We start from the raw sequence: 11,888 nt of genomic DNA, 5'->3' as shown, positions 1-11,888 counted from the left end.
GTAGTCGGCGAGCATTTCGGCAATAGCCGACCCCTCTGGCAGCAGATCGAGCTCGTCGGCGGCACGCGCCTGGAACTCGCGGCTATATTCAACAACCGGCGGGCAGACGGTCGCCACGCGAGGGTCAGAAGCGACCGTCGCGCAGCCGGTCAGCGAGATCGTCACGATCGCGAGGGCGGCGAGCCGCCGCATCGAGCATCTGGCGATGGACGTCATTGGTCTTCTCCGAGGTCTCGAGGCGTTCGGCGAGGCGTCCCGCTCGCTCGCCGGAGCGCCGGAGTGAGAGCAGGAACAGGAACACCGCAAGTGCGATGGCGCCGTAGCGCAGCGCCGCCCGGATCCAAGGGCTGGCGGCTATTGCGCTGAGCACGGTGGCAATCATCGCCGCCCCCGGCGCCAGTCATCGATTCGGGCGTAGATCGTGACCGCGATCCCGCCGAGCGCGACGGCGATGAACACCCAGCGGAGCGTGTCGAGATAGGGTACGAGCGGCAGGATCGCGGACTGGGTCTCCGTCAGGACGCTCTGCGCCACCTCGACGCCTACGGCGCCGAGCGTCGCCGCGCCTGCCGCGCCGCTGCCCTTCATCGTGCGGCTGTCGGCCAAAACCTCCCGCGCGGGCGCCGTTTCAGCGGCGAACCCCGTCGCCTGCACCGGGAACCGCTCGCCCCATTGCCGAGCAGGACCGAGGTCGATGTGCATGAAGCCCGAACGGGGATAGTAGCCGAAGCCGAGAAAGCCGACGGCTCGGGCAGCGGCCTCGAAGGCGACCGGATCGTGGTTCGACATGGCGATGTCGAAGGCCGTGCCGTCCATGTGCTTCGAGCGCGGCGCGCCGCCGACGGCCCGGTTATGCGCCGGACTGCGGTAGGCCGAACGGACGATGAGGGGCTTGCCAAGCCGGTCGCGCAGCGCCTGGAGCTTGTCGAGCGCTTCCTCGTTGATGCGCAGGGAGCCGCTTCCCCGGCAGGCGATCTCGGCGGGGGAGAAATTCTTCCAGCGCCATGAGCGCTCGGGCACGTCGCGCCAGTGCTTGTAGAAGGTTGTGGTCATGAGTGAGCTCCAGGCACAAAAAAGCCCGCTCCTCGACGAGGGCGGGCGGTGGTCTGATGGGTCGGGCGGATGGGTTAAGGCGTCGGTCCGAAGAGCTTCAGCTTGATAGCAATGCCCGCCATCAGGGCGAGCAGGATGCCAGTGGTGATCAGTCGCACGGCGGTCTGGACGGCCGTCTGTTTCGCGAGGCGGAAACCCGCGAGCAACGAGCGAAGATCGCGGATGTCCTCGGCCGCATCGTGGCCATCGAGACCGACCTCATGCAGGGCGCGGCGAGCGCCGGTTTCGGCTGCGCGTGCCAGCAGCGCCTCGAACTCGGTCTCGGACATGCGGAACTGCTCGTTCGCTTGCGGCGGCGTCATAGCGGTTCTCCCGGAGAGTCTGGTTTTGGCTCGCGGCTTTGCCGGTGGCCGCTCAGGTCGCCACGCCGGCCTCGCACAGCATGGTGATGAAGCGGCGGCGGCGCTCCATGTCGGCGGCGGTGCGGATGTTGTAGATCATGCCGGAACGGGCATCGATCAGGCGCCAGGCGGCGGTGATGGTTGCGGTTTCGGCATCGAAGCGCACGATGATCAGCGCCGGCTGCACCTCCTGCAGGCGCGACGCAATGACCGTCTCGCCGCCCTTGGAGGGCAGGATGCAGGCGTCACGCTCGAACTGTGGCACCCACTGGCCATAGGTGTTGCCATAGCCATCATCGATCTCCTCGCGCTTTTCGAGGCGGACGCGGTCGCGCAGGGCATTGGCGGTGATCCTGGCCATCAGATCGGGCTTCTGCGATAGGGTGCGATCAGGGCATGGACGGTGCGGTCAATGGCAACATCGATGCTGGTGTCTGCACCATCGAACAGGCGCTGGACGATGAGCAGGATGGCCTGGCGGATGGGCTCCGGCACGTCGGCCGCCGCGCCATAGCCGGCGGTGAAGATGATCGAGACGGCATCCGCGCGACGGAAGGTAGCCGGCCAGGATTGGCCTGACCGCCGGGTGACATAGGCACCGCGCGCGTCGGCAAACAGATCGTAGACGCCGGTGTCCAATGTCTGCTGCACATTGTCGCCGTCGAAGTAGCTGACGCTGTCGATCGCGGTCACCGGCGCCAGCGGCAATGGCAGGTGATCGGCAAAGCGGCCAAACTCCTGTCGCCAGGTTTGGGTAATCAGCGCCCGCCCGAGAATGCCGGACCAGCCGTCGAGATATGCCGTCGCCGCCTTGATCTGAGCGGTGATCAGATCGTCCTGGTCATCATGATCAACACGCAGATGCGCCTTGGCTTCGCTGAGCGACACCGGCATGGTCGCGGGCGCAACCGTGCGGACGGGAGCGAGCATGGCTGTCTTCCAACAGGTTGATGAACGGGGGGCGGCCAGAATCTCGGCGCTGCCGACTGTCTGGCCGCTCTGACCGATCAGGCGACCGGCGCGTCGTGGGGATGGCCAAGCGCAAAGACGGCGCCGGCAGCGATCGATGTGCCGGAGGTCCTGGTGATGACGGCGCGAAGGAAGCGCCTGGTGCCCTTGTAGCCCTGCTTGCAGACCGTGTCGGCTTCGAGCACTGCCGGTAAAGTGCCTAGCAGGTCGGCTGCGGCAACGTCGGTGAAGTCGCCGTCGGCCGTGGTGTCGGCATGCTGCAGCTTCACGTCGAACACGCCGTCGCCGGCAATCGCTCCGGTGGTGATGATCAGCGTTGCCGCGTTGTAGCCCTGCAGATCGGCATGGCTGCCCTTGGTGGTGGCCGTGACCACGGCCGGAACCAGAGACGCAACCAGGCTGAGGCCGGAGATACCGTCCTTCATGACAGGAGTCCTTTCGATGAATGGGAATTGTGAAGAGACGGGGAGCCGGAGCCGCCCGTCATGTGGATCAGGTGCTGACCTTCAGCAGCTTGAGCGCCTCGAAGTTGACCACGCCGCCGCCGACCCGCTTGGTGGTGTAGAACAACACGTTCGGCTTGGCGGTGTAGGGATCGCGCAGGACGCGGATGCCGATGCGGTCGACGATCAGATAGGCGCGGCCGAAGTCGCCGAAGGCGACGGGAAAGGCATTGGCCGCCACCGCCGGCATATTGTCGTCGGTATGGACCGGCTTGCCGAGGATGGTGGCCACCTGTGCAGGGCCGGAGGGTGGCGCCCAGACATAGGCGCCCTCGGCGTCCTTGAACTTGCGCACCGTGTTCATGGTCGCATCCGACATCAGCCAGGAGGCCCCGTTCCGGTAGCCGGATTTCAGGGCATAGTAGAGATCGATCAGGCAATCGGCAGGATTGGCCGAGGCGGTCGCCGCAACAAAGCCGTCAGCTTTGCCTGAAGCGACGAAGCCGATCTTGCCCCAGGCATGGGAGGCATTGGCCACCGTGTCATAGGCAAGGATGCCGCGCGGCTTGTTGATGCCGTCGCCATGGGCAAAGGCTGCGCCCTCCTGTTCGGCGAACTCGATCGCCACTTCCTCGGCCAGCCATGCGGCAAGATCGATGCGCGCATCGTCGAGCGAGGTCTGCGTGGCACCGGGCATGGCGTAGATCTCGCCGGTATTGATGGCGATCTCACGCAAGGTCGGCGTGGCCGTGCCAGGACGATCCTGTTCCTCGCCAACCCAGCCCGACGTCGCCCCGCCCATATTGACCAGCTTCTTGTAGGTACTGGTCGAGATCGAGATGGTGCGGGCGAGTGAGCGGATGGTGGAGACGGTGCCGAGCACCCGGTCGATCCCGGCCTCGGTCTCTTCCGGCACCAGATAGCCGCCATCGGGATCGGACTGCGTCGTCAGCTTGGCCTTGACCTCGAGATCACGCAGGCCGGCATCGACGCCGCGACGGAAGAAGCGGTCGAAGGCTTGCGCATGCTCGGCCTTGTCCGGATCGGTCGTCCCGCCAACACCGCCGACCTTCACCGCTGCCAGCATGGCGTTGGTCTCGTCGAGCGCCTTTTGCAGGGTGGTGATCTCGGCATTGATGCGATCGACCTTTTCGGTCTGGACGACATCGGCCATGCCGGCCCGGATGTCGGCGAGTTCCTTGTCGCGCTCGGCCTTGAAGTCCTCGAAGGTCTTCTGCAACTCAGCGAGGATCTTTGTGGTGCTGCCGGAATCAGCGCGCACGGCAAGGATCCCGCGCGCACGCGGGGTGAGTTCGATACCCATGATGGGTTCTCCTATGATCTGATGGTGTCGATCAGCCGCTGAATGGCGGCGGCATGGAAGCCAGCGTCGTGCGTGGCGGTGTCGGCAGCGTCGTGCATGCCGGCAATCTGGCAAAACATCTTGCGCCGCTCCGTGCGCGAGATGCCCTGTTTCGCCAGGGCGGCATCGATGCGGCGCCTGGCTTGGATTTCGGGGCGGACCTGCGCGGACGCATTGGTCTCTGGGTGGATTTCGGTGTCGTCGACGGCATCGGCAAAGCCACATTCAACCGCCTGTGCCGCCGTCATAAAGGTCCCGGCGTCCATCAGGCGCTCGATCTCCACGCGGGCCATTCCGGTGCGGGCTTCGTAGATGTCGGCAAGCGCCGCATCGAAGCCATCGAACAGGCTGGCGGCTTCACGCATGTCGTGGCGATTACCGATCACCATGCCCCAGGCATTGTGGATCATCATGAAGGAGCCAAATCCCATGCGGATTTCATCGCCGGCCATGGCAATGATCGAGGCGGCGGATGCCGCCCAGCCCAGAACCTCGACGGTAACTTTCGCAGGATGTGTGCGCAGGAGATTGTAGATCGCAATCCCCTCGAACATGTCGCCACCCGGCGAATTGATCCGGACAGTAATGTCCTTGTTTCCGATCGAACGGAGCGCCGCCGAGATGCGCTTTGCCGTGACGCCGGTGCCTGACCAATAATCTTCACCAATGACGTCGAGGATGGAAATGGTGGAGTCGGCATCGGGCGCAGCGGCAAAAGGGTGCTCTGCCCATTTCGCCAGCACGTCGCTCGGCGCATCCCACTGGTAGTTTTGCGGGCGAGCCATTGTGGGCGCGTTGGGAAGGCTGCGCAGGCTCATCAGAACTCCTCCAGGAGCTGGAACAGATAACCGCCGAGCGTGACGCCGCCGATAAAGATGCCGAACTCGAAGGCAGGGCTGATGGCGGCCAGCCCGACAACCGCCATGACGATCAGCGTCGAGGCCAGCTTCAACGTGTTCAGAAGGGTCATCTGTTTATTCCTTGTCGTTACGGGGCGTCGGTTTCGTCATCGCGCCGGCCACCAGTCTTTCGATCGCCAGGGTTGCCACTGGCAGCGACCACGCGATCGCCATCGCTGCCGTTGCCAGACTCCTGGCGATCTCGTTGTTCCCCCGCCGGCGCTCCCGCCGTGTTCGGCGGCGGATAGAAGACGTCGCCGCCGTCGCGCGGGTTCTGGTCTTCGAGCGCGCGGATTTCATTCGGGCTGTAGACGCCCCATTGCAGGCCTTTGACGTAAGCCTCCCAGCGCGCCTTGATGTCGCCCTTGACCAGCGCCGCCCGGTTGAAGCGCGCGTAGAGATCGTCTTCCGCGCCGATCAGGTCGCGGTTGATCGCCTCTTCCCACATGGTCAGATGGTCCTCGAGCGTCCAGGCGACGAAGCCGATCGATTGCTGCTCGATACCCGTGCCCCAGCTGGTCGACTTTTCCGTATCGCCGATCATGTGCGGCGGCACGCCGAAGAACATGGCAATGTCGGTGCGGCTGAACTTGCGGCTCTCGATCCATTGCGCATCCTCGGCCGTCATGGCGATGCGGGCATAGTCCATGCCCTCTTCGAGGATCAGGTTCTTTCCCTCCTGCTCGCCGCCGGAGCGGAACTCTTCGAGCCCGGCCTTGAGATTGGCGACCGCCTCGGGCCCGAGCTTGTTCGGATGTTTCAATACGCCGCTGACGCGGGCGCCATTGCGGAAGGTCGCCGCGCCATGATCTTCCATGGCGAGCGACAAACCAATCGTCTCGCGGGCATAGGTGATCGGCGAAACGCCATGCACCCCATCGAGTGTCAGCCCGACCAGATGAAACATTTCTGCCTGTACCAACTGAATGCGACGGCCGTCCTGGCGTGTGTAAGTGTATTCCAAGGTCAGGTTGTCAGCCTGCTTCACCTCGACCCGATCGGGATGGAGCGGAATCATCTCCTGAACCAATCCTCGCGAGCGCACGATCATCGCATAGGCATTGCCACGCAACAGCAGATGCGCCTGCAGCATGCGCCGGAACTGGGATGGCGTCTGCCAGCGGTTCGGCCGTCGTCGCAGCACCGTCCAGATCGGCGTGTCGGAGGCGTCCTGCCTGGTGCGCTCATCCACCCGACGCTTGATGTGCAAGGGCAATGTCGCCACAGCACCCGAGATGATCCTCACGCAGGCATAGACAGCCGCCACCCGCATGGCGCTGTTCGGCGTCACCGTGGTTCCAGCTCCCGTCACCGCTCCGGAGCGCAGCGCCTCTTCCAACTGCTGGCTGGTCGCAATGACCAGGCCGCCGCCGGTATCCTGGAAGGACGCGCGCGGAGATGCGGCCGGCGGTTTTGCCCCGCCGAACCAGTTTGACCAGAATGCCATCTACTCTCTTCTTCTCTGCGGTCGCCGCTACAGCATCAGGATGCCGCGGTTCTCATAAACCGAGCGGCCAGCATTGACGTCACGCGCCAGCGCCCGGCCGAGCGCGTTGCAGATCGCGACAATGCCGTCGATGCGTTCGGTCGAGCGCTCCTTGTCCGGCTTGATGTTGCCGGCTGGATCATGACGCACGGCAACGTTAGAAGCATTCCAGCGCAGCACCGGATGACCGCCATGCCAGAGCGATCGCGACACAGACAGCCGCTCCAGTTCCGCCGTGGGGGCCGCCATGGAAAGGAACCCCTGGCCGAACTGGACGAGGGCCAGCCCTTCATCCTGCAGATGCTGGACGATCTCGCCGGCAAAGGTGCGGTCGTAGGACAGCTCGCGCAGATCATAGCGTGATGCCAGTTCGAGGATTTCCTTCTCGACGAAGGCGAAGTCGGTTGCATTGCCGGGTGTGGCGGTCAGGAATCCCTGGTCACGCCAGACATCATAGGGCACGCGGTCACGGCGCACGCGGCGAACGATGTCATCCTCGGGGATGAAGAACCGGCAGATGACGATCCATTTGTCTGCAAGGGCGTCGAGATCGTCGTCGAGCGTCGGCGGAAACAACAGCACGAAGGCCGACAGATCATTGACGCGGGCAAGATCAAGCCCGCCATAGCATTCGCGGCCGAGCAGCTTGCTTTCCAGTTCCTCCAGCTCGTGTTTGACGATGCGCCAGTCGGCGGCGGCTGGCAGGCCACCTTCTTCCCACACCGCCATGTCGAGCCAGCGCGTGACCTGTTCGGTCCATTCGTTCAATCTCAGCCGGCGGATCGCGTTCTGCTGCGGCGGCATTTCTTTTGCTTCGTCGATCTGGCGCTTGAGATCGTCGACCTTGACGGTGACGCCGAGGCTCGGGTTTGCCTTCACCCAGACGGCGGGGTTAGTCCAATCGTCGCCGTCGTCGATGGTGGCGATATAGCCGAACCAGCTGTCGGACGAGTCTGTCGGCACCGTGCCCTCCAGCGCCTTGACCGAGAACTCATGATGCTGGCGACAAACGGAATGGCGATCATAACCCGCCGTGGTGATCTCGAAGATCAGTGGCTGCCGCCGAGCACCCGTCGCGGTGTTGAGCTTCTGGATGATCTCGGGTCCAGGATGTTCATGCACCTCGTCGACAGCCGCAAAATGAATGTTCAAACCGTCCATCTTGGTGGCATCCGCTGACAACGGCCGGAACCAGGACGAGGTTGGCAGCACCGCCAGATTGTTCACCGTCCTGGTGATCCTTGCCTGCAGGGCGCTGCTTGCCGCCACCATGCGCTCGGCCTCGCCAAAGACGATCCTCGCCTGATCCCGTGTCGTTGCCGCCGAATAGACATGCGCGCCGGGCTCGCCATCGGCAATCAAGGCATAAAGCGCCGTGCCGGCCAGCAGCACCGACTTGCCGTTCTTCCTCGCCACCTCGACGTAAGCTGTACGGAAACGGCGCAGCCCATTCTTTCGCTTCCAGCCATAGAGCGAACCGACGACGAACTGCTGCCAGGGCTGCAGCGCGAACGGCTCGCCGGCCCATTCGCCGGTCGAATGGCGGAGATGACCGAAGAAGTCGATCGCATGGCGTGCCGCAGCGCCATCCCAGACCAGGCCGCGCTTGGCGCCCATCTTTAGATCGGCGAGATGACGCTCGCAGGCAAGCCGCACCAGGCGCCCGGCAACAATCTTGCCGCTGGCGACAGCGCGCGCGTACGCCTCGACCGGACAGGACGGCGCTTTCCTCGCCGATCCGGATTTACGCTTTTCTGCCACGGGTCAAAAAATCCTCGAACGGGTCTTTGGTCTCAGCCGGCTCCGCCATGCGAATCCGCGAGCGGCTCGACGGCGTCAGCCCGAACTCACTTTCAATCTGCGCCATCTGTGCCAGGCACTTGTTGGCGACGGCCAGGAACGGGTTCTGGATGATGTTGTCGTTTGACGTCTTCACCACCGGCCCACGGCGCTTCACTTCCTGTTCTGCGTCGAGCCAGCGCCGCCAGATCACGACGTACCGGGCCAGCGCACCGGTATCGAGCTCGGTCATGACGCCATGACGGGCGAGCAGTTCGGCCATTTCGGTAAACTTGGCGCTTGCCTCCTCATCAAGATGATCCGGCGGCGCAGGAACTGCCACCACCGGCTTTGGCTCGGCCTTGTTCATGCGGTGCGGACGGGCTGTACCTTTCACAAGCTTCAGATGTGTTGGCAGCGGCTTGCGGCCGGCCATGTCAGAACTCCTTGTGTGAGCACCAGATAATTTCGGTTCGCGTAACGATTGGCAAAAGTAAAAGTTGACACCAAGTCCAATCGCCCCTATTGAAGGCCATCGATATTTTCTTGTTGAGCTTTTTTATTGCGCGATTGGCACCGCGCCTTGAACGAACCCTCCCTTTAAAACATCGCTATCATCATCCGTAACGCCTCGGCGCTGCGGTCCTCTATGTTGCTATGAAAGGGTTCGTTATGACCACTGGCACAGTTAAATGGTTCAATTCCACAAAAGGCTTCGGCTTCATTCAGCCTGACAACGGCGGCGCTGACGCCTTCGTTCACATCTCTGCCGTCGAGCGCGCCGGAATGCGCGAAATCGTCGAAGGCCAGAAGATTGCCTATGACATGGAGCGCGACATGAAGTCGGGCAAAATGTCGGCTTGCAACCTGCAAGCTGCCTAAAACGGTATCCGCTTTCCCTTGACCACGGATGTACTGGCACTGCGAAAGCATAATACCAATCAAGGTCAGGCAATTTGCCTGGCCTTTTTTTATGGCTGCTCACCGAAGCTGGCCTCTGGAAGACAACACCAACAATGACACCAACACACAGCATATCTCGCCAAACAGCTGAGATAGCTTTCGCTAAAATTCAAACACCCTTTCTTCTCCGGAAGCCCGCCGACCAAAAATGCGACCCGATCGCTCAGGCTCGCCAGGAAAAGACACTGCGGTTACGCAGCGCTCGTCTGGCCAAAGAAGCCGAGGATCTCAGGGGCAAATCTGCCGCATTGTTTTTCCCAAGCGCCAGGAAAGCTTGACCAGAAAAGCTCGACACCGAAGCTTCATGCGCTGGGTTTTCTGCTCAGCCACAAGCTTTCAAACGCCCTGCGCAGACAGTAGCTACGGGCGATGCTGACGACGGTGAAGATGGCGCCCATCGCCATGTTCTCGGCGAGTGTGGTCGTCAGTCCGAACAGTGGGAACACCACAATCTGGGTGATGACCGCGATGCCATAACCAACTGCGACATTGGCGAAGGCTTCTACCAGCGACATGGTGCGCGATTGCTTCATGCCGCATCAGCCTGTTCCGGCACACGCTCTGCCGTGATCGCGTCAAAGCTGCGGCCATCACCATCCAGCGTCGCCGGCTTGCCGGTATATTCCTGCCAGCGTTTGACGACGACATCGCAGAAGGCTTCTGACAGTTCGAGGCCATAAACCTTGCGGCCGGTCTTCTCACCAGCGATCAGCTGCGATCCGGAGCCTGAAAACGGCTCGTAACAGATATCACCGGTTCTTGTGTGCAACAGCATTGGCAGCGTGAACACGCGCACCGGTTTTGATGTCGGGTGCTCGCGGGTTTCAATCTCGGACGACGGAATATTCCACACCGTCGTCGGCCAGCTTTCAAAACCCTCGCGATTGATCCTTGGCTTCTTGCCGCGAACCCAGCCAAACAGGCAGGGCTCATGCGCCCACAGCATCACCGAGCGCGTCAGCACCGGGCGAGATTTCGCCCAGATGATCTGCTGATGATGCAGAACATCGAACTGGTCCCAGACATTTTCCAGCATGCGCTGACGGCGCGAGGCGTGCCAGCAATACCAGGCGACATCCTCGGCAATGGCATGATCGATCGCCACCCGGCAGAAGGCTTCATAAAATTCTGGCCCCTGGCTGGAATCATCCCAGTGGGGCTGTTCGATATAATCTTCAGACCAATCCTTGTTGGCGATCTTCTTCGCCCGCTTTGACGCGTTCTTCTTGGTCGGATGATTGGTGCCGTCATAGTCGACCAGGTAAGGTGGGTCGGTGGCAAACAGCGCCGCCCGCTCGCCGTTCATCAAGCGCGTGACATCTGCTGGATCGGTACTGTCACCGCACAGCAAGCGATGATTGCCAAGCAACCAGAGATCGCCGCGCCGGCTCACCGGCGTTACCGGGACTTCCGGAATGGCGTCATCCTCGGTCAGGCCGTCCTGCTCATCACGATTGCCATAAAGCAGGTCCTGCAATTCATCATCGTCAAAGCCGGTGAGGCCAAGATCGAAGCCGGCCTCCTGCAGGTCGGAGAGTTCGAGGCCCAGCAATTCTTCGTCCCAACCGGCATTCATGGCGATGCGGTTGTCGGCCAGCACCAGCGCCCGGCGTTGGGTTTCCGACAGGCCCGCCAGCACGATCGTCGGCACCGTCTCCATACCGAGCTTGCGCGCCGCCAGCACGCGGCCATGACCGGCAATCAGCGTGCCATCCTCGGCAATCAGCACCGGGTTGGTGAAGCCGAAGGCGCGGATCGACCCGGCGATCTCGGCCACCTGCGCATCCGAATGCGTGCGGGCATTGCGCGCATAGGGCACCAGGCTGTCGAGCGGCCGGTATTCGACCGAAAGCTGGCATGCGTGGTCGTCGGCGCCGATGTGCGCGGTTTCAGCGACTGCCATTGTCTGTATCCAATGAAATCAACATCCTGGTTGCGCACCCCCCATGCTCCATTTTGGCCACGGATGCGTGTTTGGTGGCGCGCGGTCCTGGCAGCAAACTTTCGCTACTTTTGAGGTCCCCGGGGGGTGTTGCGGGCTCATGTGCAGCGCCGCGTATTGCCGAAGCCGCCATCCTGCGCCGCCGTCTTGCGGCCATGGCACGAGGCACACAGCGCCTGCCAGCGGCTGCAATCCCAGAACACCGTCTCATCACCACCATGGGGATCGATGTGGTCGACGACGCTGGCTGGTCGGATCAGGTCATGACGCGCGCATTCCACACACAGCGGATGCTCGTGCAGGAACGCGGCGCGTTCCGTTCGCCAGCGCTTCGAGCGGTAGAGCGCACGTGCCACCGGATTGCGCCTGCTTGCGTAATCACGATCGCGCTCGCGCTTGTCGCGCCGGCCAACCGGGCGATGGATCGGCGGACGCACGGGCACGGAGCTGATCTCGTCGATAATGCTGATGATGGTGACGGTAGTACTGGAAACGACAACGCCCGCGATGGTTTTCACCGTCGCGGGCGCGCTGCTCTCCCGAGCATATCCAGAATCTACCCCAAACAAGCCGGTTTTGTCCGTTCGAAA

The 11,888-nt window shown here is 62.6% G+C and carries 16 protein-coding genes; 1 reads left to right on the top strand and 15 read right to left on the bottom strand.

Going from position 1 to position 11,888, the window contains the following annotated elements:
• Positions 1-124: 124 nt before the first annotated feature.
• From MKS82_RS10320 to MKS82_RS10265, 12 genes are all read right to left on the bottom strand, one after another.
• Positions 125-382 (bottom strand): hypothetical protein, encoded by a 258-nt coding sequence (locus MKS82_RS10320; RefSeq protein WP_240578742.1) that lies wholly within the window; start codon positions 380-382, stop codon positions 125-127.
• Entirely contained in the window at positions 379-1,053 is a 675-nt protein-coding gene (locus MKS82_RS10315) for a D-Ala-D-Ala carboxypeptidase family metallohydrolase (RefSeq protein WP_240578741.1), read from the bottom strand. The genes MKS82_RS10320 and MKS82_RS10315 overlap by 4 nt, the downstream gene beginning before the upstream one ends.
• Positions 1,054-1,127: 74 nt before the next feature.
• Positions 1,128-1,415, bottom strand: coding sequence for a DUF6127 family protein (locus MKS82_RS10310; RefSeq protein WP_240578740.1), 288 nt, complete (start codon positions 1,413-1,415; stop codon positions 1,128-1,130).
• 52 nt (positions 1,416-1,467) lie between these two features.
• A complete protein-coding gene (locus MKS82_RS10305; protein ID WP_100651852.1) occupies positions 1,468-1,815 on the bottom strand; it encodes a phage head closure protein in 348 nt (115 codons plus the stop codon).
• Complete coding sequence (locus tag MKS82_RS10300; RefSeq protein ID WP_240578739.1) at positions 1,815-2,384, bottom strand: head-tail connector protein; 570 nt, start codon at positions 2,382-2,384, stop codon at positions 1,815-1,817. Before MKS82_RS10300 ends, MKS82_RS10305 begins: the two co-directional genes overlap by 1 nt.
• A gap of 77 nt (positions 2,385-2,461) precedes the next feature.
• Complete coding sequence (locus MKS82_RS10295) at positions 2,462-2,848, bottom strand: hypothetical protein (RefSeq protein WP_240578738.1); 387 nt, start codon at positions 2,846-2,848, stop codon at positions 2,462-2,464.
• Positions 2,849-2,915: 67 nt separating this feature from the next.
• Positions 2,916-4,190, bottom strand: a complete 1,275-nt coding sequence (locus MKS82_RS10290; protein WP_240578737.1) for a phage major capsid protein — start codon at positions 4,188-4,190, stop codon at positions 2,916-2,918.
• Between the two features lie 11 nt (positions 4,191-4,201).
• Positions 4,202-5,047 carry a head maturation protease, ClpP-related gene (locus MKS82_RS10285; RefSeq protein ID WP_240578736.1) on the bottom strand — a complete coding sequence of 282 codons (846 nt, stop codon included), beginning with the start codon at positions 5,045-5,047 and terminating at the stop codon, positions 4,202-4,204.
• Positions 5,047-5,199, bottom strand: a complete 153-nt coding sequence (locus MKS82_RS10280) for a hypothetical protein (RefSeq protein ID WP_192799917.1) — start codon at positions 5,197-5,199, stop codon at positions 5,047-5,049. The genes MKS82_RS10285 and MKS82_RS10280 overlap by 1 nt, the downstream gene beginning before the upstream one ends.
• A 17-nt stretch (positions 5,200-5,216) precedes the next feature.
• Positions 5,217-6,575: a phage portal protein gene (locus MKS82_RS10275; RefSeq protein ID WP_240578735.1), complete on the bottom strand. Its 1,359-nt coding sequence runs from the start codon at positions 6,573-6,575 to the stop codon at positions 5,217-5,219.
• A gap of 27 nt (positions 6,576-6,602) precedes the next feature.
• Positions 6,603-8,375, bottom strand: a complete 1,773-nt coding sequence (locus MKS82_RS10270) for a terminase TerL endonuclease subunit (protein WP_240578734.1) — start codon at positions 8,373-8,375, stop codon at positions 6,603-6,605.
• The gene (locus tag MKS82_RS10265; protein WP_109988916.1) at positions 8,359-8,829 is read right to left on the bottom strand and encodes a phage terminase small subunit P27 family; all 471 of its coding nucleotides are present in this window, start codon (positions 8,827-8,829) and stop codon (positions 8,359-8,361) included. Before MKS82_RS10265 ends, MKS82_RS10270 begins: the two co-directional genes overlap by 17 nt.
• A 236-nt stretch (positions 8,830-9,065) precedes the next feature.
• Here MKS82_RS10265 and MKS82_RS10260 point away from each other — a divergent pair, with 236 nt between their 5' ends.
• On the top strand, positions 9,066-9,275 hold the full coding sequence (locus MKS82_RS10260) for a cold-shock protein (protein WP_091524570.1): 210 nt from the start codon (positions 9,066-9,068) through the stop codon (positions 9,273-9,275).
• Between the two features lie 383 nt (positions 9,276-9,658).
• Here the strand turns inward: MKS82_RS10260 and MKS82_RS10250 are convergent, their stop codons facing one another.
• From MKS82_RS10250 to MKS82_RS10240, 3 genes are all read right to left on the bottom strand, one after another.
• A complete protein-coding gene (locus MKS82_RS10250) occupies positions 9,659-9,889 on the bottom strand; it encodes a DUF7220 family protein (RefSeq protein WP_091524575.1) in 231 nt (76 codons plus the stop codon).
• Entirely contained in the window at positions 9,886-11,259 is a 1,374-nt protein-coding gene (locus MKS82_RS10245; protein ID WP_240578733.1) for a site-specific DNA-methyltransferase, read from the bottom strand. Before MKS82_RS10245 ends, MKS82_RS10250 begins: the two co-directional genes overlap by 4 nt.
• A gap of 137 nt (positions 11,260-11,396) precedes the next feature.
• Entirely contained in the window at positions 11,397-11,816 is a 420-nt protein-coding gene (locus MKS82_RS10240; protein ID WP_240578732.1) for an HNH endonuclease signature motif containing protein, read from the bottom strand.
• Between the last annotated feature and the right edge of the window lie 72 nt (positions 11,817-11,888).

Origin of the sequence: Ochrobactrum sp. A-1 (assembly GCF_022488005.1) — a bacterium.
In the GTDB taxonomy this organism is placed as follows: domain Bacteria; phylum Pseudomonadota; class Alphaproteobacteria; order Rhizobiales; family Rhizobiaceae; genus Brucella.
The sequence above is the reverse complement of the archived record's forward strand: the minus strand, read 5'-3'. Positions and strand labels throughout refer to the sequence as shown.